Consider the following 20,620-nt stretch of genomic DNA (forward strand, 5'->3'; position numbering starts at 1 on the left):
GGCTACTCGACGGTTTGCCGCAGCAGGGAGTGGCGGCGGGAGTAGGTGAAGTAGATGACGAAACCGATGGCCATCCAGACCAGGAAGCGCAGCCAGGTCTCCACCGACAGGTTCAGCATCAGCCACAGACAGGCCAGCACCGCGAGGACCGGGATCAGCGGGACGAGCGGGACCCGGAAGCCGCGCGGCAGGTCGGGGCGCGTGCGACGCAGGATGAGCACCCCGATGGAGACCAGCACGAAGGCGAAGAGGGTTCCGATGTTGACCATCTCTTCCAGGGTGCCGAAGTCTACGAACCCAGCCAGCAGCGCGCACGCCACGCCGACGAGGGCGGTGATGCGCACCGGCGTGCCGTTCTTGCCGGTGTGGGCGAGTTTGCGCGGCACAAGGCCGTCGCGCGCCATCGCGAAGAGCACGCGGGTCTGCCCGAGGAACATCACCATCACGACGGTGGTGAGCCCAGCGAGTGCGCCGATCGAGATGATGTTCTTCACCCAGGTCGCGCCATGGATGGCGAACGCCGTGGCCAACGTGGCGTTCTTGCCGGTCAGCTCGGTGTAGGGCACCATGCCGGTGAGCACGAGCGACACCGCAACGTACAGGACGGTGACGATCACCAGCGAGCCGAGGATGCCGCGCGGGACCGCGCGCTGCGGGTTCTTGGTCTCCTCCGCGGTGGTGGCGACGACGTCGAAACCGATGAACGCGAAGAACACCAGGCTGGCCGCGGCGAGCAGGCCGTACCAGCCGAAGTTGCTGTGCCCGGCGCCGGTCAGATAGGAGAACAGCGACTGCCGCAGGCCCTCGCCTTCCTTTCCGTCCTGGGATGGCGGGATATACGGCGTGAGGTTCGAGGCCTTGAAGTAGGTGCAGCCGACGATCAGCACGAGCGCGATCACAGCGAGTTTGATGGCCACCGCCACCGCCGACACCCGCGAGGACACCTTGGTGCCCGTCGCGAGCAGCACACCGAGCACCGCGATCAGCAGCACCGCGCCCCAGTCGAAGGACACCGGGCCGAAGTGCGCGACCGGCGAGGTGGTGCCGAGCACCTCACCGAGGTACTGCGACCAGCCCTTGGCCACCACCGCCACGGCGAGCGCGAACTCCAGGATCAGGTCCCAGCCGATGATCCAGGCGACGATCTCGCCGAAGGTGGCGTAGGAGAACGTGTACGCACTCCCCGCCACGGGGACGGTGGAGGCGAACTCGGCATAGCAGAGCGCGGTCAACCCGCAGGCGATCGCGGCGAAGACGAAGGCGATCGAGACGGAGGGGCCCGCGACGTCGCCGGCGGTGCGGGCGGTGAGGGTGAAGATGCCCGCGCCGACCACTACGGCGACGCCGAAGACGGTGAGATCCCAGGCGGTCAGGTCTTTGCGTAGTTTCGAGTCGGGTTCGTCGGTGTCGCGTATCGACTGTTCGACGGATTTGGTGCGGAACAGGCCGCCCCATCGAGACGAGACATCACCCGTCGTGCCTGCTCGAGGCCTAGGGTTCGTCATGCGTCCTCCTTCATACTGCTGTTGAGCATCTGTTCTCTGCCTCGGCGGCGCTAATGCACGCCCGCCATGGACCTGCTGATCCACGGCGCCATCGCGGCGACGATCAACCCCGCACACACCACGACCGTCCCTGTGATACCGAAGTAGGCGAATTCGTGGCCTGGGTCATAGAACCGAGCCAAAGTACCCGACATCGATGTTCCGAGGCCAACGGAGAAAAAATACAACGCCATCATCTGAGCCCGAAAAGCTTCCGGCGCCAGCCGGGTCGTAGCCGCGAGACCGACAGGCGAAAGCAGCAGTTCGGAGATCGCGAACGCCGCCATGATCGCCAGCACGAGCAGTGCGGGCACGGCGCGTCCTGTGCTGCCGGACATCGGCACGAACAACCAGAACGCGACACCCATGCCGATCACGCCGAGCGCGAATTTCCGCGGCGTGCTCGGGGCGCGCTGCCCCAGCTTGGTCCAGAGGAGCGCGAACAGCGGCGACAGCAGGAGGACCCATACCGGCTGAACCGAACCGATCCAGCTCGAGGGCGCGGTCCAACCGAAGATGGTCCAGTCCATCCGTTCGTCGGAGTAGACCGCCAGCACCGTGAAGATCTGCTTGAACAGCGACCAGAACACCGCATTGGCGAGAAACAGCGGAAGGAACGCGCGCACCCGGCTGCGCTCGAGCTGGGTGACCTTGGCGCTGGTGAGCAGCACAGCGAAGTACCCGGCCGAAGCCGCGACAATGACGCCGGTCGTCACCTCGGGCAGGTTGTCCAGCGTGACCAGGCCGGTCACCCACACCACCACGACGAGCACCGCGGCCCCGGCCAGTGCGGCCACCAGCGGCCCGACGGCGTTGCGCGAGAGCGGATTCGGCACCGCGCGGCCGTGCGTGCCGAGGTTGCGGCGGAACACCAGGTACTGGGTGAGGCCGAGCGCCATACCGATCGCCGCCGCGCCGAAGCCGAAGTGGAAGCCGAGGTTGGTCTGCAGCAGCCCGGTGAGCAGCGGGCCGGAGAACGCGCCGAGATTGATGCCCAGATAGAACAGCGTGAATCCGCCGTCGGCGCGTGCGTCCCCCTTCGAATAGAGGGTGCCGAGCAGCGAGGACGCGTTCGCCTTCAGCCCACCGCTACCGAGCGCGACCAGCACAAGGCCGACCCCGACGCCGGCCAGTCCGGGCAGCACGGCCAGCGCGATGTGCCCGGCCATCACAACGACGCCGCCGTAGAGCAGGGTGCGCTCCATGCCGAGCAACCGGTCGGCGATCCAGCCGCCGAGCACCGTGGACAGGTAGACCAGACCACCGTAGGCGCCAACCAGGCCGACCGCGGTGTCCTTGGCCAGACCCAGACCGCCGTCGGTCGCCGAATAGTACAGGTAGTACCCGAGGATGGTGACCATTCCGTAGAACGAAAAACGCTCCCACAACTCGACTCCGAAGAGGTTGACCAGCCCGATCGGGTGGCCGAACAGGGTCAGGGTCTCCACTGATTTTTGCGATGTTGCCGCTTCAACCATCCCCGAACCATCGCACGCGGTCCATCGATTCCGCAGGCATCTGACACTGAACGTATTGAACGTTTGTCCCTTCCGCGGCCGGGCATCCTGGAGGCAGCAGGCAAACCCACCGCGATCGCGCCCGGAAAGCGTTGCGCTTATGGCCCACGTCGAAATCATGGTGCAGGCATCGGCGGAGGACACCTTCGCCGTCCTTGCCGACGGCTGGTCGTTCGCGTCCTGGGTGGTGGGCGCCACCCACATTCGTGACGTCGACCCGAGCTGGCCCGCGGAGGGCACCCAGCTGCACTACCGCGTCGGCGTGTGGCCATTCACTATGGACGACATCACGCAGGTCAGCGCGGTCGATGCGCCGCGACTGCTGGAATTGGAGGCCAGGCTTCGGCCGTTCGGCTCGGCGTGGATCCGGTTGGAACTGACCGAGACGGCACCCGGCCGGACCCGAATCCGTATGTACGAGCACACCAAGCGCGGCCCGGGCACGTGGGTGCCCGACGTTCTCCAGGAACTGCTGCTGATGCCACGCAACCGGGAATCCCTGTCCAGGCTCGCCGATATCGTGGTCGGCAGATCACACGACGCAGCCGACGGCGGCCAGGACATCTCCCACATCTGAGCGCCGCAACCGCTGTTCGGAGGCGGCTCAGGCGATGGACAGCGCGATGCCGTCGAGAATGTCGTGCTCGCTGACGACCAGCTCGGAAATTCCGGCGCGACGGGACAATTCCTCCGCGAGCACCTCGGTGATGACCGCACCGCCGCCGATCACGTCGACCCGGCCCGGGTGCATCGGGCCGAGGTCGGCGCGCTGGTCGTGGTTCATGGCGACCAGCCGGTCGCAGACGGCGTGGACCTGGTCCAGTGTCAGCCGCGTGAGATGAACCTTCTCCGCGTCGTATTCGGGGAGGTCGAGCGCGACCGCGGCGAGGGTGGTCATCGTGCCCGCCACACCGACCCAAGTATGTGCCCCCTCCACGGGAACATGCGCGAACGCTTCCGCCAGCCGCTCGGAGGCGAATGCGCGAGCCGCGGCGATCTGCTCAGCCGTCGGCGGGTTGCCGGTGAGGCAGCGCTCGGTGATCCGGACACAGCCGATGTCGGCGGAATAGGCGGCCTGCACACCCGCGCCGTCGCCGAAGACCAGCTCGGTCGAGCCGCCGCCCAGGTCTACGACCACGAAAGGTGCTGCCTCGCTCGACAATTCGCCGACCGCGCCGGCAAACGACAGCCGCGCCTCTTCGTCACCGGTGATCACCTCGGCTTCGGCGCCCTGCACAACTGTGGCGAGTTCGGCACGCGCCATGGCGAAGAAATCTTCGCGGTTGGCGGCGTCCCGGGTCGCGGAGGTAGCGACCATCCTTACCCTGCTGGCACCTGCCGCGCGCATCTGCGCCGCGTAGTCGGCCAAGGCGACGCGGGTGCGTTCGATCGCCTCCGGCGCGAGCGAGCCGGTCGCGTCGACACCCTGGCCGAGGCGGACGATCCTCATCTCGCGGTGCACGTCGGCCAAGCGGCCGTCGCCGAGCACGTCGGCGATCAGCAGTCGGATGGAGTTCGTGCCACAGTCGACGGCGGCTACCCGGTTACTCATGACCGCACTTCCTTGTCTCGTGGGCCGCTCGGCTCGTACTTCGGCCAGTCTGCCGGAATCGCGGTGCCGCGCAAGCCATGGTCGGCGGCCAGCGCCACCGCCTCGTCGCCGAGCGGATTCACTCCCGGCCCCTTGGCCAGCGAGTGCGCGATCAGGACATGCAGGCACTTGACCCGCTCCGGCATCCCGCCACCGGTGAAATCGGTGCCGAGCGAGTCGATCGCGTCGCGCTCGGCCAAATAGCTCTCGTGCGCGGCCCGATAGCCGGCGGCCAATTCCGGGTCGGCGCCGAGCCGTTCGGTCATCTCGCGCATCACACCGGCGGATTCCTGTCTGCTCGCCTCCGCGGTGAGCCGGGGATCGGTCAGATAGTAGAGGGTCGGGAAAGGGGTACCGTCCGGCAGCCGAGGCGCGGTCTGCACCACGGCCGGGATCCCGTCCGGCGTGCGGTAAGCGATGGCAAGCACACCGCGCGGTGCACGGCCCAGCTGCTCGGCGATGATCACGAGATCCTGGTCGTTCGGTGCGGTCATCTGGGTCCTTCCCGTCCTGGCGGCGCGGCCGCTGGCGTCGGCTGTGGCTCGGAGATGCTGCGCCACAGCTGGGTGTACCAGGGATCGGGCTCCCTGAACTTGGTGGGCGCCGCGGGCGGCGCGGGTGCCTCGATGCCGGGGACCTGCACGATGTACGGCGTCTCGCCGGGCAGCACCAGACGAAGCCGGTCCCGCGCCTCCGAGCGGATATAGGCGGGATCCTGTTGCTCTGCACGGCGATCGCGCAACCGGGCGAGATCGGCTTCCAGCTCGTCGCGCTGCTGCGCCAGCTGGGTCGCCTCGGCACGCTGGGTGAAGTAGGTGCGCATCGGCACGGCGAGGGTCAGGGCGAGCGCGCACACCACGATCGCGAGGATCACGGCCTTGCCCGTGGACAGACCGAGGATGGTGTGGTCGTGCTTGTCTGCCGCGGAACCACGTTCGCTCTTGCGCGCCCCCGGCTTCTTCTCCGCGGACTCGGCCCGCCTTCGGCTGCGCTTGGCCGCGGCGTCGGCCGGGCGCGATCTGGCGGCATGCGACGTGCGGCGGTCTCCGCGTCCGGCTGGACTGGTACCACGCGCACGTCGCTCCGTCATGTCACGCCTCTGTCTATTCCGCAGCGCTCACGGGGCCCTCCATGGCCATGCAAGCTACCGCTCGCACCGCTGTATCTGATCTGCGGCGCTCACGGGGCCCTCCATGGCCACGCAAGCTACCGCCTCCGGGCCCGTCGCTCGCACCGCAGGGGTCAGCCCTCGAACGCGAATCGGGGGAACGCGACATCGCCCGCGTAGCGCGCCGAATCCCCGAGTGCGTCTTCGATGCGCAGCAGCTGGTTGTACTTGGCCACACGCTCGCTGCGCGCGGGAGCACCGGTCTTGATCTGACCGCTGCCGACCGCGACGGCGAGGTCGGCGATGGTGGTGTCCTCGGTCTCGCCGGATCGGTGCGACATCATCGTCTTGTAGCCGTTGCGGTGGGCCAGCTCGACGGCGTCCAAAGTCTCGGTGAGCGTGCCGATCTGGTTCACCTTGACCAGCAGCGCGTTGGCCGCGCCCTTGGCGATGCCCTCTTCCAGGCGCTCCGGGTTGGTGACGAACAGGTCGTCACCGACGAGCTGGATCTTGTCGCCGATCTCATCGGTCAGCGCCACCCAGCCGTCCCAGTCGTCCTCCGACAGCGGGTCCTCGATGGAGACCAGCGGGTAGCCGGTGAGCAGCTCCGCGTAGAACCGCGCCATCTCCTCGGCCGAACGCAGGCTGCCCTCGAACTTGTAGCCGCTGCCCGCCGTGTAGAACTCGGTGGCCGCGACGTCGAGCGCGAGCGCCACGTCGCTGCCCAGCTTCAGGCCGGTCTTCGCGATGGCCGAGCTGATCAGATCCAGCGCCTCCCGGGTGCCCGCCACGTCGGGGGCGAAGCCGCCCTCGTCGCCGAGGCCGGTGGCCAGGCCCTTGGACTTCAGCACCGACTTGAGCGCGTGGTAAACCTCGGTACCCCAGCGCAGCGACTCCTTGAAGGTCGGCGCACCGATCGGGGCGACCATGAACTCCTGGACGTCGACGCCGGTGTCGGCGTGCGCGCCGCCGTTGAGGATGTTCATCATCGGTACCGGCAGCACGTGGGCGTTCGGGCCACCGAGGTAACGGAACAGCTCGAGGCCGGAGGACTCGGCGGCCGCGCGGGCCACCGCCAGCGAAACGCCCAGCAGGGCATTGGCGCCGAGGCGGGACTTGTCGGGCGTGCCGTCCAAGTCGAGCAGTACCTGGTCGACGGTGCGCTGCTCGACCGCGTCCAGACCGATAACGGCCGGAGCGACCTCGTCGAGCACACCCTCGACGGCCTTCCGCACACCCTTGCCGCCGTACCGCTCGTCACCGTCGCGCAGCTCGACGGCCTCGTGCTCGCCGGTGGATGCCCCGGACGGCACGGCAGCCCTGGTCAGGGTGCCGTCGTCGAGGGCGATCTCGACCTCGACGGTGGGGTTTCCGCGCGAATCAAGGATCTCGCGAGCTCCGACCTGTTCGATGATGGCCACGAAAACGACACTCCTTAGGCTGCGGACACGGTAGGTCTTACGGGATTGGCCGTGCGCTGCGAGCCTATCGTCCTCGCGGCCGGGTCGGTAACCGGCACTCCGGCGAGCGGCGGATCACGCTCTGCGCCCGACGCTGTAGACGGCCGCGCGATCGCGCACCGTGCGCAGGTAGCTGTGCGACTGGTTGTAGGTGAGCAACGCCTGCTGCCAGCCGTGCTCAGAGGTGAGATCGCCGCCGCTGGTGCACAAGTAGCGGGCCGCGGTGAGCGCCGCGTCGTCGATGCTCTGTGGGTCGGCGACCCCGTCGCCGTTGGCGTCGACGCCCCAGCGCTTCCAGGTTTCCGGAATGAACTGCAATGGACCGGCGGCCCGGTCGAAGACCGGATCGCCGTCGAGCGCACCCACGTCGGTGTCCTGGACCAGCGCGACGCCGGGCGAGCCGTCCAGCGCGACCCCGATGATCGGCGGGCGGACCGTGCCGTCGGCGCCCAACTCCGCCCCGCGATGGGCGCCGTGCTTGCTCTCCACGCTGGCGATGCCCGCGAGCGTCGTCCAGGCGATGCCGCAGTCGGGACGTGCCCTGGCCAGCACCGCCGCCGCGTAGCCGTATGCCTCCAGCGCGACGGCCGGAATGCCGAGCCGATCCGCCTGATCGTCGGCCCATCCGCGCAGCTGGACGGCAGTGCGCCCGGGCGCGTCCAGATCGATGACGGGCACCGGGGTGCCAGGGCCGGGCGGAATGCCCTCCGGGATCGGGGTACGGTCGCGATCGATCCCACAACCGGTGAGCACGAGGATCACCATGGCGGCGGCCGTGGCGCCGGTCTTCTTCAGGAACACCTCTTCCATCATCCAGACAGTGCGGGTGATCGTGGTTTCCGGGCGGCCGAGACCACTGGTTGCGACCGCCGTGGCGGCGATGTTCGACGGCGACCGCGTTGTCGACGGCGCTGTCCGAATATCCCACTTCCGCGTGGCGGGGCTCAGCCGAGCAACTCGCGGGTGGCGGTGTGGATCGGTGCGGCGAGAACGGTTCCGGCCTTGCCCGACTCGACGATGCGACCATGGTCCAGGACGAGGAGCCGGGAGCAGCGCTCGGCGACCAGGGCCATGTCGTGGGTGATAACCAGCAGGGCAGTGTCGCTTTCGGCGCGGATGCGGTCGAGCAGGGCCATGATCGAGGTGGCGGTGGCGTGGTCGAGGGCGGAGGTGATCTCGTCGCACAGCAGCACCGCGGGTTCGGCGGCGAGGGCCCTGGCCACCGCGATCCGTTGGCGTTGTCCACCGGAGAGTTCGTGTGGGTAGCGGGCGCTTAGGTCCGCGGAGAGTTCCACCGAGGCCAGGAGTTCGGTGATACGCCGGGGCAGTTGGTGTTTCGGGACGCGTCCGATGCGGCGCAGTGGACGGCCGAGGGTTTGCGCCACCGTCCGGCGCGGGTTGAGAGCCGACCTCGGATTCTGGGTGACCAGCTGAATACCGCCTGCGCCATAGGGGATTCGTCGTCCCCGTCCCACCGAAATCGGCGCGTCTCGCAGGTAGAGATATCCGGTCGCGCAGCGGTGCAGACCCGCGACAACGCGGGCCAAGGTGGTCTTGCCCGCGCCGGACGCGCCGACCACCGCAAGGGCCGCACCCCCGAACAGCTCGAAGTCGATGTCGGCGAGCACCTGATGACCATCGACCGACGCGCTGATTCCCCGTGCACGCAAGACGAATTCGTCCCGGGCGGGTCCGTCCTCCAGCACGGCGTCGGACGAGTCGCGGTGACCGTTCCACGCGGGCTCAGCGGCCCGTTCTCGGTCGAATTCGATCGAACCAGGTTCCACCGGGTACGCCACATCAGCCCGCATTCGACCGCCGCTCACCACCGACTGCACGTCGGCGCCGATCCGCCCATGATCGCCCGTTTCCGAATCGGCGTCGAGTAATACTGCCGCCTCGGAAGCGCGCTCGGGCGGCGCGATGGTCGGTGAACCAGGTGCGAATTCGTCGGAGTCACCCGAGGCCATGGTCGGCATGCCGATTTCGGTTCGCAGCTTCGCCGCCCGGCCCTCGGCGGACAGGTCGTTCGAGGGTGCTTGTGCCAGTGGCGGCCAGGTAGCAGGGGCCGTCGGTAGGTCGGCGACGGCGCCGAGTTCGACGACCTGGTCGGCGATCGAGTGCACGAGGGTGGTGTCGTGGCCGGACAGCAGGATCGCCGCCGAACGTCGTCGCGCGATGTCGACCAGCTGTCCCGCGATGTCGGTACGCAGCGCGCCGTGTAGCCCGGCGAGTGGTTCATCCAGCACCAATACACCGGTGTCGCGGATCAGCGCCCTGGCGAGGGCGACTCGACGCTGCTGTCCCCCGGAGAGCTCGCCAGGGCGGCGGCGCAGGTATTCCGGCGAAAGGCCGACCAGCGCCAGCGTGTCGACCAGGGTGGCCGTGGCGGCGTCCGGCGCGACCTCGCGCAGGAGGACGCGCACCCGCAGCAGCGGGTTCAGCGCGGACCCGGGGTCCTGCCCGACATAGGCGATGTGTCGACGCCGGAACCGCTGTAGTGCCTCGCGATTCAGTGCGAACACGTCGTTTCCGGCGACCGATACCGACCCCGTAGCCCGGGATGTGGCGGACGGCAGCCGGCCGAGCAGTGCGCGCATCAGCGTGGTCTTGCCCGACCCGGACGGCCCGGTGAGCGCGGTGATCGTGCCCGCAGGTATCCGGAAGGTCGCTGGGCCGGCCAACTCCTCCCCGTTCGAACCAAGCACCGTCAGCCCGTCGACCAGGACGAGATCACTCATTCTCCGCACCCCGCCGAGGCGGCCGACGACCGCCGGACCGGTATGAATCAACCCTTGACGCAACGGCGAGGACGAGGTTCATGACAATGTCGATGTCCGCTCCTCTCGCCCGAACGCGGACACCGCCAGGTTCACACTCACCGCGACGATCGCGATCACCAGACTCGGTGCCAGCACCGCCCAGGGGTTGAGCAGCAACCCGGAGGCGTTGTCGCGCACCATGACCGCCCAGTTGCTCGCCCCCAGCGTGGTGGGCAACTGCAGAAAGGACGCGGTGCTCACCAGGTAGACCGCCGCGACGAAACGCAGGCCGAGCTGGGTCGCCAGCACGGCACGCAGATTCGGAATCACTTCCCGGAAAACCAGATAGGGCAGCGACTCACCGCCGGCCTCCGCGCTTTCCACATACCCCGATGCCGCTACCCCGGCGGCCGCAGCCGCGAAAACCCGCCCACAGTAAGGGACCCCGAACAGCAGCGCCACGACGATCAGCCCATAGGCGCCCGCGTCCGGCCAGGAAGTCAGCACCAGCAGGATGCCGAGCACCGCGGGCAGCAGGATGATGAAGTCGGTGCCCAGTTCGATCACGGCCCCGATCCGCGGGCGCAGCGCGACGACCGCGCCGAGCACGCACGACAACCCGGTCACCAGCACCGCGATGACCGCCGACAGCAGCAGCAATCCCCAACCGCCGTACAGCAGCTGGCTGACCACATCCCTGCCGAGCCGATCGGTGCCGAGCCACGCGCCGTCGCCGGGATCGCCGAACGGAATACCCACTGGCTCCTCGGCCGGGCGCGGCGCCAGCGTCGGCCCGAGTACCGCGAGCACAATGACCAGCACGGCGGGCGCGATACTCACCATGCCGCGCCGTCGCTTCGGCAGACCGGCAATGTCGATCGAACGCAGACCGGTCATCGGCTTCCCCGCAATGACCAGGCCCGAATACCGTCGGCGATAGCGAGCATGCCCATGATGACCACACCGGACAGCGCGACCACCGCGGCGACCACCGCGGTGTCGCGGTCGCCGACCGAACCGGCCAGCACCGCCCCGAGGCCCGGGTAGTTGAAGATGGTCTCCACCACCAGGGAGCCACCGAGCAGCATCCCGACCGTGGTGGCGAAACTGGCGACGATCGTCGGCAGTGCGAACGGCAGGACATGCCGCGCGAGAACCGTGCGGGTCGAAAGCCCGTCCAGCACCACGCTTTCCACGTGCGGCGCCTGTGCCGCGTCGGCCAGCGCGGCGCGCACGACCCGGGTGTTCCAGCCGATCTGCGGCACCGCCAGCGCGAGCACCGGCAGCACCAGCATGTCGGGACGGGACGGGAACCCGGAACGGCCGGTGATGGTGACCGCGGGTAGCCAGCCGAGCGCCAGCGCGAACACCAGAATCAGCAAGGTCGCGACGACGAACTCGGGAACCGCCACCGCCATCGTCGTCACGGGTTGCAACAGCCGCGTCGAGGCGCTGCCCTGCCGCACCGCCCACCACGCGCCGAGCGCCAGCGACGCCAGCACGGTCACCGCGAGGGCCGTTCCGCCGAGCAGCAGCGTCGGCGGGAACTTGTCGACCAGCAATTCGTTGACCGAACGCCCCCGTGCGGTACGGCCGAAATCACCGGCCGCGACGCCGGATATCCAGTTCCAGAAGCGCACCGCCAGCGGTCGGTCCACACCGAGTTCGTGCTCCTTGGCCGCGATCTGTTCCGGCGTGGCCTCGCGACCGAGGACGGCGCGGGCGGTGTTGCCCGGCAGCATGTCCACGGCCACGAACACAGCCGCCAGCAGCGTCACCAGGAGGACGATGCGCCGGACTAGGAGTCGCGCGAAGGAGATCACTCCGCCAGCCAGGTCCGTTCCAGCTGGACCCTGGCGAACCCGCCGAGCGTGGGCAGGTCACGCACCCGGGTGGTGGCGATGTCGATGCCGTCGGCCATCCCCCACACCAGGTACCCGCCGCGGTCGTATTGGATGCGCTGCACGTCATGACTGGCCGCCACGTACTCCGAGTCTGTGTGCGCGCCAAGCGCTTTGACCGTCGCGGCATCGAATGCGGCGTCTTTGAAATCGGTTTCGTTGCGGTTGGATCCGTTGGCCATCAGCTTGCTCGCGAAGAACAACATGGAGTCGTTGGTGCCCCAGGAGACCGTGTAGAGCGGGGCTTTCAGCCAGGTCTGGTCGTAGAAGGTGTTGGGCTCCTGGGGGACGACACCGAGCCGCACGCCGATCTCGGCGAGTTGGGTGGCGATGACCTTCGCCGATTCGACCTCGCCGGGCGCTTCAGCCTTGGTGAGCAGCGGATAGCTGCGTCCAGTGTCGAAATTCGCGTCGCGTAGCAGGGCTTTCGCGCGATCGACATCCTGGGTGCGCTGGGCGATCGAGGTGTCGTAATCCGGGTCGCCGGTGCCCAGAATGTCGTTGGCGACCTTGCCGTACCCGGAATGCACCTGGGTGACCAGGGCCTTGCGGTCGACGCCGAGCCGCAGCGCGGTACGAACCCGCACATCGGCGAAGGGCCCGTCAGAAGTGCGCATGGCTACCCCGACCATGGTGTCGTTCGCGCGACGCACCACCGCCAGATCGCCGCGCCCCTCCGCGGCGCGGCCCGCGATGGCGCCGACATTGGAGGCGAGGTCGATCTGTCCGCCGAGCACGGCGTTGCCCAGCGCGGTCACGCTTTCGAACATGGTGACCTCGATCGCGTCCAGCAGCGGTGGTGTGCCGTGCCACTGGTCGTTGCGCACCAGCCGCGCGTTGCCGCCCTGATAGGACTCCAGGCGGAACGGTCCGGTGCCGACGGCCGTCGTGAAGTCCGCGGTGTCCTTCTTGACGGTGAAGGTCATCAGTCGGACCAGTAGCGGAAGCTGGGTGTTCGGCTCGGGCACCGCGAGCACCACCCGATCCGGCCCGTCGGTGGTGATACCCTCCACAGCCACCGGCATTTTCGATGCCCCGCCGACCGTCCGCAGTCGGCGCAGCGACCACGCCACGTCCTCCGAGGTGACCGGCGTCCCGTCGTGGAAGGTCGCGCCGTCGGCCAGGGTGAAGCTCCAGCGGCGCCGATCGGCGTCCGGCTCCCACCGGGTGGCGAGGCGCGGTGCGACATTCGGGTCGGCTCCCGGCACGGTCAAGGCGTCGTAGACCAGCGAGGTGATCAGGAAGTCGCTGTCGTTGCTGAGGTTGGCGTGCGGATCACGTTCGATGCGCGCCGAGGTGCCGAGCGCACCGACCCGCAGCGTGCCGCCGCGCCGGGCCGGTCCGGACGCCTCCGCGCCGTCGGAACACGCCGCGACCAGTAGTACCGCTCCGACCCCGAGACTCGACTGCAAAAGTTGCCGTCGATTCAAACCCATTGCGTTGCCCTCTTTCTGGACGAATTCCGTACCCTACCGGCATAATTTTCGGGTACGGATCAGGACAGGCTAGCCTAATGAGGCGGAAGACTCGCCGATACCGCCATGAAACGGCAGCGACAGGGCAGACCCGCCCGCAAAGCCACAAAACAGCTCCACCGAGACCATCGGCGGCCTAACCTCGGTCGCATCGCAGTTATGCAATTCGGCTATATTTACGGGCGCGCTTAGGTAAGCCTTGCTTGGCTCTGCGAGAACAGCTAACTTCGCAGATCGAATCGTCACCCTGCTTTTCGAACCTATGCGAAGAAGGGAATCCCCGGTGAAAAGCGTTCTCTCCGAACGTAAGACGCTTCACCCACAAGATATCGAACGACGCGAGCTCCCCGCGGCCGCAGGCCAGGCGGTGCGCGAACTCGCCAGAGAAATATCCACCACACTCGACGAGACCGACGCCGCGCGAACGCTCACCCATCCGGCGCTGATCGAGCAGATCGATGCCAGGGTCGCGGAGCTGCCCCCCGAGGTGCGCCATGCCGTGCGCCCGCCCGCCACCGCGCACGGCGCGACCATCGTCAGCTGCCTTCCCTTGACCGACAAGGAATTCGGCCCTACCCCGCCGAGCTGGCGCGAGGCCGCGCGATGGAGCGGCGAGTCGGTGACTCGCGCGAACTCGTTCCAGTTCGACCTCGTCATGCTGCTGCTCGCACGCAGCGCGGGTGAGCCGTTCGGCTGGCGAGGCCAGCAGGACGGACGGCTGGTCAACAACATCGTCCCGGCGGCGGGGCACGAGCACGAGCAGTCCGGCGCCAGCAGCAAGACGCTGCTGAGCCCGCACACCGAGGACGCGTTCCATCCGGAGCGGGCGCACCTGCTGATGCTCGGCTGTCTGCGCAACCCGGATCTGGTCGGTACCACGGTGTCGTCGGTGCGCCGGGTCGAGCTCTCCGCCGAACAGCGCGGGCTGCTGAGCACACCCATCCTGCCGATCCTGCCCGACGTCTCGTACGGTGACGGGCACGAAAAGTATTCGGCCACACCGCTACCCACCCTCTGGAGTGCGGCGGGCCCGGACGAGCAGACCCTCCGCTACGACCCGGCATACACCCCGCTCGACGACGCCGCGCCCGAGTTCCGTTCGGCCTACGCACGACTCACCGCGGAGCTGGAGCGCGTCTGCGTGACCGCCGCGCTCGCCCCCGGCGAGGTGCTGCTGGTGGACAACGACGTTGCCGTGCACGGACGCGTGCCGTTCACCGCACGCTACGACGGCACCGATCGGTGGCTGAAGCGGGTGAACATCCGTCTCCCGGAACGACAGCGCCGGGCCGCGGAAGCCGACGAGAATGGTTACGGGCAACGGATCGTCGCCCCGTTCCGAGCGGCAGGCACCCTGCCGCTCGAGCGTGGCACTCATGAGTGGGATGCAGTACCGAATGATCGAGGAACCCTTGAGCACTCGTGACCGAAGCACACCCCTGCGGGTGTTGAGCCGCAGCGACCTGGCCGACGTGCCCATCACGCCCGCCGATGTCGTGCGCGCCGTAGAAGAGGCGTATCTGGCGTTCGCCGCGGGTGATTCGGACAATCCGCGCAAGCTCAGCGTCGCGAACCCAGACGGCTGGTCGGTCGCTTACGCCATGCTCGGCCGGGACGGCCGTAGGCGGGTGGTGGCGATGAAGACCTCCTACAAGTTCGACCCCGGCCACGACCGCAGCACCAAGCGGTACTACACGACCATCACGCTCTACGACGACACCACCGGTGCGCCGATCGCGATGATGGACTGCGCCAGGGTCGGCGCGCTGCGAACGCCCGCGGTGTCGGCGCTGCTGGTGCGCGAGACCGCGCGCCGCGGAGCCGAGAGCGTGCTGCTGATCGGCACCGGAACGCAGGGCCGCAACGCCCTTCCGCACCTGCTCGCCGCGAATCCGCAGCTGCGCAAACTGATGCTGTACGGAACGCACCCGGAGGGACTGGAAGCCGTTGGCCGCCAGCTCGCCGAGCATTACCCGCACGCCTTGCTCGAGACGGTGCAGGATCCGCGCGCCGCGGCGGCGACCGCCGACGTCGTGCTGGCCACCGCGGGCCCAGGTACCGAGGTCGCGCTCGAATCCGATGATCTCGCACCGGGTTCGGTGGCGGTGCTGGTCGGCTACGGACTCGCGCCCTCGACACTGGTCCACGCCGATCGTGTGATCGCGACCAGCGCCGAGCAGATGGCACTGACCGGCACCGACATGGTGGGTCCGGACGGGACGCTGCGCTCAGTGGACGCGGAGCTGCCGCGGATCCTGAGCAGGCGCGCGGTCGCGCGGCGCACGGACGACGAGCGCATCTTCGTCTACAACAGCGGGCTGGTGCTCACCGACATCGCCGTAGCCCATGCCCTGGCGGAGCGGGCCATCGCGGAGGGCCGTGGCACGGAGGTGCCCCTGTGGGATTGAAGGCGGGCCTCGGCAGCGAGACACCCGCGGCCTGCGACCCGGTGGTCTGCGCAGAGGAGGCGGCGCGCGGCGGTACGAACAACGCAGGCAGCGCCGCGCACGACACGATCAGCGCGGCGCCGATGCCCGCGCATCTCGATCCGTGGGAGCGCCGCCTGCTCGACGACCCGAACCTGCTCGGCGACATCGCCTTCACGATCGGTGGGCCGTTCCACGTCATGTACCCGCCGCGTGTGGCGCACAACATCCAGGAATTCCGCGCCGCCTTCGAGCAGGCCGGGGTGCACGGCTTCGTCTACTACGGCAAGAAGGCGAACAAGGCCGCCTGCGTCACCCGAGCCTGCGCGGAAAACGGTGCGGGTGTGGACGTCTCCAGTGTCGGCGAGCTGACGGCGGCGCTCGCCCATGGCGTCCGCGGCGACGAACTGATGGTGACCGGTCCGGCCAAGTGCGACGAATTGCTCTGGCTGGCCACCCGGCACGGCGCGCTGATCGCCGTGGACGATCTCGGGGAACTCGACCGGCTCACCGCGCTGGGTTCTCCCGCCGCGCCAACGCGCGTGCTCCTCCGGGTGCTACCTGCCGCCTCGGCGAGCCGGTTCGGCATGACCTCCGACGAGATCGACAGCGCACTCGCGCTGCTCGGCGAGAACGAGTCGATCCGTCTGGAGGGCTTCAGCTTCCACCTATCGGGGTATGACGCGGTGGCGCGGGCCGAACTGGCGGGCGAGCTGATCGCCCGGTGTCTGCACGCACGCACGCACGGGCATCCGGCCACGACCGTGTCGATCGGCGGCGGGTTCGGTGTCGACTATGTTCCGGCCGACGCGGCCGCTGAGTTCACCGAGCGGGTCGGCAGGCAGTGGTTCCACTCGGGCAAGTCGTTCGATTCGTACTATCCGTACCACTTTCCCACTCCCGGACCGGCCATGCTGGCCCAGATCCTGCACCACGACGATCTCGCCGGTCGGCTACGCGACAACGCCATCCGGCTCGCGATCGAGCCCGGACGCGCCCTGCTCGCACACGCCGGCTGCACCGTCTTCCGTGTGCAGGGCAGCAAGACCAGACACGCGCACGGGCAGCCGTACCGGCTGCTCACGGTCGACGGCAGCAGTCTGAGCCTCTCGGAGCAGTGGTTCGAGAGCGAATACCTGCCCGATCCGATGCTGTGGCCGACGCGACCCGGCACGCCGACGCCGACACCGACACCGACACCGACACCGACACCGACACCGACCAGCGTCGGGGCGGCCACCTGCCTGGATTCCGACATGCTCAGCTGGCGTCGCGTGCCGCTGCCACGTGCCGCGGCGATCGGCGATCTGCTGATCTACCCGAACACCGCCGGCTACCAGATGGATTCCAACGAGTCCGCCTTTCACCAACTGCCGATCCCACCCAAGGTGGTGCTGCACGACGCGTCCGGCGATCACTTCCGCTGGACCCGCGACGGCAGCTAGTCCCATGACCGACACGAACGAGGAGTTCTACCCATGCCGCTCGTCACGCGTGTGACGGATCTGATCGGCCGCACGCCACTGTTCGAGCTCGCGGCCACCTCGACCGGTACCCGGCTACTGCTCAAGCTGGAGCAGTTCAACCCGACCGGCGCGGCCAAGATCAGGATGGCGCGCGAAATGGTGCTCGATGCCGAGCGCCGCGGTTTGCTGGCCAGTGGCGGGCATATCATCGAATCCACATCCGGGAACACCGGGCTCGGCCTGGCTGTGGTGGCTGCCGAACGTGGGTATCGCTTCACCGCGGTGGTCGACCACCACGCATGTAAGGACAAACTGCGCGCGATGCGAGCAATGGGCGCGGAACTGGTGTTCGTCGCCGATGCGGACGACGACACCCTGGCCACTTCGGCGCGGGAGGATCTGGCCGAGGCGATGGCGGCCGAGCGGGACGATGCGTATTTCACCGAGCAGCACAACAACGACGCCAACGCGGTGGGCTACTACGCGGTGGCCGAGGAATTGCTGGAGGACGTCGAGCGGGTCGATATCCTGCTGTCGGCGGTGGGCACCGGCGGTTCCCTGTTCGGCACCGCGACCCGGCTGCGCCAGCTCGGCTGCACGCCCCATGTGATCGGTGTCGAGCCGATCGGTTCGATCGCGTTCGGTGGACCCGGCGGGCCGTACTGGCAGTCCGGCACCGGCACGCCGCCGGGCGCCACCATCGGTACCGCCGTGGACTACGCGCTGCTCGACGAGGGTGTGAAGGTCTCCGACGTGGCGGCATTCGCGACCGCGCGCGCGGTGGCGAACAAGCTCGGCCTGATGATCGGCGGGTCTGCGGGGGGTTCGGTGCATGCCGCGCTCGCCAGGCTCGAGAAGTTCCCGCCCGGTTCCACCGTGGTCACTATCGTCTGCGACGGCGGGGAGAAGTATCTGGACACCGTCTTCGACGACGACTGGATGAGCGCCCGCGACCTGCTCGACGCCGACGCCGAACACGAAGTGCTGGACATGCTGGAGCGCTACACCCCCACCACCCGACGTGGCGGGCTCGTGGAGGCTCGATGAGACATAATCGCGCAGCGCTCATCGAGCCGACGGGGTGCGGGAACCCCCGCAGAACACAGGGCTCGATGAGACATAATCGCGCAGCGCTCATCGAGCCGACGGGGTGCGGGAACCCCCGCAGAACACAGGGTGCGATGAGTCACCATCGTGTGGCGCCCTCGGTCTGTGTGATCTCGCGCGCGCTGGTAATTCCTGTGACACCGGGCTCGACGATGAGCCCATCGCCCGCCGAGGAGAGCTGGTGAACCTGTCGAGCTTCCGCGCCGACGGACGGCAACTGACCGCGCTCGCGACCCCGATCGCCCTCACCCAGCTCGCGCAGATCGCGGTCTCTACGACCAACATCGCACTGATGGGCACGCTCGGCGTGCGGCAGGTGGCCGCGGGCGGTTTGGCGATCGTGCTGTTCAACCAGATCCGCACCATGTGCGTCGGGCTGATCACCGCGAGCGGCAACCAGATCGCCACCGCGGTGAGCGCCGCGGGAAAGCGCGGCGAGGCGCCGGATCGAGAGATCCGGGACCTGTTGCGGTCGAGCTTCCTGATCGCCACGCTCGCCGGAATCGCCGGTGGAGTGGTGCTGATCGGGCTCGGCTGGGCGCTGCGCCTGCTCGGGCAGGACCCCGGCGTACTCGCCGACGCGCGACCGCTGATGACGGCGCTCGCGCCGGGTCTGTTGCCCTGCCTGTGGTTCCAGGTGTTGCGCCAATACACCGTCGGCATGCAGCGCCCGCAGGCACTGCTGCTGGTGACGCTCGGGTCGGTCGTGTTGAATCTGCTGCTCGCGCTCGGCTTCATCCACGGCAAGGCCGGGCTGCCCGCGCTGGGACTCACCGGCATCGGTGTCTCGACCTCGCTGGTCTTCCTGATCACCTTCGGTGTGTTCTGGGCGATGGTGTGGCGCGACGACCAACTCGGCCGCACCCTCCCGATACGTCCGCTGCCGGTGCGACCGGCCACGGTCCGCGCCGAACTGAAGCTGGGCGCGCCGATCGCGCTCACCTACGGCTCCGAGGCGGGGATGTTCTCGGCGCTGGCCCTCGTGATGGGCAGCATCGGACCTGCCGCGCTGGCCGCGCACAACGTCGTGTACCAGATCATCTACATCGTCTTCCAGGTCGCGATCGGCCTCTCGCACGGTGCGTCGATCCTGGTCAGCCACGCCGTCGCCCGCGACGAATTCGGGCAAGCCCGCGCACTTGCCCGGCTCGCGCTGCGGCATACAGCGGTGGTCGCGGCCGTGACCGGCGCTGTGTATGTGATCGCCCCGGATCTGGTGCTGCGCCCCTTCCTGGATTCGTCCGACACCGACACCATCCGAATCGCGCATACCCTGCTGCTGATCGGGATCGTGCTGCAGTTTTTCGACGCCGCCCAGAACATCGGCACCGGTCTGCTGCGTGGGCTCAAAGCGACCAACGCGGGCTTCCGGCTCTCGCTGATCGGCTACTGGGGTGTCGGTCTGCCTGTCGCCCTGCTGCTCGCCTTCCCGGTCGGTCTCGGCGCCGCGGGCGTGTGGTGGGGGCTCACCGCGGGCCTGGCCACCACTGCGATCCTGATGCTCCGCCGCTACTTCGCGCTGCTCGACAGCAAGGAGCGCGACCGGCCGCGCCTGCTCCCGGAAACCCTCGCCGCCCCGAGCTGATCGGGTACCTGCCGCGGCATCTGCGGTCGTGGCACAGGCGCCCGCCCGGCTGCTCGTCGCCGGCATGGGCGACGCGCTTGCCACCTGGTTCGAGGCACGCACGTGCAGCGTGGCGCAGGTGCGCAATATGCGTGGCGGCGCGACGACGCGCGGCGCAGGCGCACTCGCCGAACTCTGCTACCACACGCTGCTCGCCGACGGGCCGCAGGCGCTGACCGCGGTACGCAACCACACCGTCACTCCGGCGCTGGAACGCATCGTCGAGGCCAACACACTGCTGTCGGGACTCGGGTTCGAATCGTCGGGTCTGGCCGCCGCGCATGCCGTGCACAACGGCCTCACCGCCGCCGCGTGCACGCGCACACGCCTGCACGGCGAGAAGGTCGCCTTCGGCGTCCTCACCCAGCTGGTGCTGGAAGGGGCGCCCGCGGCCGAGTTCGACACGGTGCTCGATTTCTGCGCCGAGGTCGGACTGCCGACCACCTTTGCCGCGCTCGGCTTGGACGATCCCGACCAGGAAACGGTCACCACGATCGCAGCCCGCGCGACCGCCCCTGGTGAAACGATCCACAACGAGCCGTTCACCGTGGACGTTCCGATGGTGGTCGACGCGCTGCGCACCGCCGACGCGCTCGGCAGGCGGTGACGCCGCCCGTTCGTTCAGAGGCTGATTTCGCA

At 68.5% G+C, this 20,620-nt stretch carries 18 protein-coding genes; 7 read left to right on the forward strand and 11 right to left on the reverse strand.

Features of this window, described 5'->3' with window-relative positions; all coding sequences use genetic code 11:
* Positions 1–2: 2 nt before the first annotated feature.
* Together OHB12_RS20045 and OHB12_RS20050 are read right to left on the reverse strand one after the other, a co-directional pair.
* Complete coding sequence (locus OHB12_RS20045; RefSeq protein ID WP_327110122.1) at positions 3–1,505, reverse strand: amino acid permease; 1,503 nt, start codon at positions 1,503–1,505, stop codon at positions 3–5.
* A gap of 50 nt (positions 1,506–1,555) precedes the next feature.
* Complete coding sequence (locus OHB12_RS20050; protein WP_327110123.1) at positions 1,556–2,992, reverse strand: peptide MFS transporter; 1,437 nt, start codon at positions 2,990–2,992, stop codon at positions 1,556–1,558.
* Between the two features lie 169 nt (positions 2,993–3,161).
* On the opposite strand from OHB12_RS20050, the gene OHB12_RS20055 reads away from it, so the two are divergent.
* Complete coding sequence (locus tag OHB12_RS20055; RefSeq protein WP_327110124.1) at positions 3,162–3,638, forward strand: SRPBCC family protein; 477 nt, start codon at positions 3,162–3,164, stop codon at positions 3,636–3,638.
* Positions 3,639–3,665: 27 nt separating this feature from the next.
* Here OHB12_RS20055 and OHB12_RS20060 read toward each other — a convergent pair whose 3' ends face one another.
* The 9 genes from OHB12_RS20060 to OHB12_RS20100 all read right to left on the reverse strand — a co-directional run bounded on the left by OHB12_RS20060 (position 3,666) and on the right by OHB12_RS20100 (position 13,319).
* The gene (locus OHB12_RS20060) at positions 3,666–4,613 is read right to left on the reverse strand and encodes a Ppx/GppA phosphatase family protein (protein WP_327110125.1); all 948 of its coding nucleotides are present in this window, start codon (positions 4,611–4,613) and stop codon (positions 3,666–3,668) included.
* A complete protein-coding gene (locus OHB12_RS20065) occupies positions 4,610–5,146 on the reverse strand; it encodes a DUF501 domain-containing protein (protein WP_327110126.1) in 537 nt (178 codons plus the stop codon). The genes OHB12_RS20060 and OHB12_RS20065 overlap by 4 nt, the downstream gene beginning before the upstream one ends.
* Positions 5,143–5,742: an FtsB family cell division protein gene (locus tag OHB12_RS20070; RefSeq protein ID WP_327110127.1), complete on the reverse strand. Its 600-nt coding sequence runs from the start codon at positions 5,740–5,742 to the stop codon at positions 5,143–5,145. Before OHB12_RS20070 ends, OHB12_RS20065 begins: the two co-directional genes overlap by 4 nt.
* A gap of 152 nt (positions 5,743–5,894) precedes the next feature.
* Positions 5,895–7,181: a phosphopyruvate hydratase gene (gene eno, locus OHB12_RS20075; RefSeq protein ID WP_327110128.1), complete on the reverse strand. Its 1,287-nt coding sequence runs from the start codon at positions 7,179–7,181 to the stop codon at positions 5,895–5,897.
* A gap of 114 nt (positions 7,182–7,295) precedes the next feature.
* Positions 7,296–8,033 (reverse strand): lytic transglycosylase domain-containing protein, encoded by a 738-nt coding sequence (locus OHB12_RS20080; RefSeq protein WP_327110129.1) that lies wholly within the window; start codon positions 8,031–8,033, stop codon positions 7,296–7,298.
* Positions 8,034–8,164: 131 nt separating this feature from the next.
* Complete coding sequence (locus tag OHB12_RS20085) at positions 8,165–9,961, reverse strand: ABC transporter ATP-binding protein (protein ID WP_327110130.1); 1,797 nt, start codon at positions 9,959–9,961, stop codon at positions 8,165–8,167.
* 78 nt (positions 9,962–10,039) lie between these two features.
* Positions 10,040–10,879: an ABC transporter permease gene (locus OHB12_RS20090; protein WP_327110131.1), complete on the reverse strand. Its 840-nt coding sequence runs from the start codon at positions 10,877–10,879 to the stop codon at positions 10,040–10,042.
* On the reverse strand, positions 10,876–11,805 hold the full coding sequence (locus tag OHB12_RS20095; RefSeq protein WP_327110132.1) for an ABC transporter permease: 930 nt from the start codon (positions 11,803–11,805) through the stop codon (positions 10,876–10,878). Before OHB12_RS20095 ends, OHB12_RS20090 begins: the two co-directional genes overlap by 4 nt.
* Positions 11,802–13,319, reverse strand: coding sequence for an ABC transporter substrate-binding protein (locus OHB12_RS20100; RefSeq protein WP_327110133.1), 1,518 nt, complete (start codon positions 13,317–13,319; stop codon positions 11,802–11,804). Before OHB12_RS20100 ends, OHB12_RS20095 begins: the two co-directional genes overlap by 4 nt.
* A gap of 322 nt (positions 13,320–13,641) precedes the next feature.
* Here OHB12_RS20100 and OHB12_RS20105 point away from each other — a divergent pair, with 322 nt between their 5' ends.
* From OHB12_RS20105 to OHB12_RS20130, 6 genes are all read left to right on the forward strand, one after another.
* Positions 13,642–14,784, forward strand: a complete 1,143-nt coding sequence (locus OHB12_RS20105) for a TauD/TfdA family dioxygenase (protein ID WP_327110134.1) — start codon at positions 13,642–13,644, stop codon at positions 14,782–14,784.
* On the forward strand, positions 14,756–15,766 hold the full coding sequence (locus OHB12_RS20110) for an ornithine cyclodeaminase family protein (protein ID WP_327110135.1): 1,011 nt from the start codon (positions 14,756–14,758) through the stop codon (positions 15,764–15,766). Before OHB12_RS20105 ends, OHB12_RS20110 begins: the two co-directional genes overlap by 29 nt.
* A gap of 122 nt (positions 15,767–15,888) precedes the next feature.
* Positions 15,889–17,229, forward strand: a complete 1,341-nt coding sequence (locus OHB12_RS20115) for an alanine racemase (RefSeq protein WP_442800119.1) — start codon at positions 15,889–15,891, stop codon at positions 17,227–17,229.
* Positions 17,230–17,262: 33 nt separating this feature from the next.
* A complete protein-coding gene (locus tag OHB12_RS20120; protein WP_327110137.1) occupies positions 17,263–18,297 on the forward strand; it encodes a PLP-dependent cysteine synthase family protein in 1,035 nt (344 codons plus the stop codon).
* Between the two features lie 241 nt (positions 18,298–18,538).
* Positions 18,539–19,942 carry an MATE family efflux transporter gene (locus OHB12_RS20125; protein ID WP_327110138.1) on the forward strand — a complete coding sequence of 468 codons (1,404 nt, stop codon included), beginning with the start codon at positions 18,539–18,541 and terminating at the stop codon, positions 19,940–19,942.
* A 28-nt stretch (positions 19,943–19,970) separates the two neighbouring features.
* Positions 19,971–20,588 (forward strand): iron-containing alcohol dehydrogenase, encoded by a 618-nt coding sequence (locus OHB12_RS20130; protein WP_327110139.1) that lies wholly within the window; start codon positions 19,971–19,973, stop codon positions 20,586–20,588.
* Positions 20,589–20,620 lie beyond the last annotated feature (32 nt).

The sequence above is a fragment of the Nocardia sp. NBC_01730 genome (assembly GCF_035920445.1).
Classification (GTDB): Bacteria; Actinomycetota; Actinomycetes; order Mycobacteriales; family Mycobacteriaceae; genus Nocardia.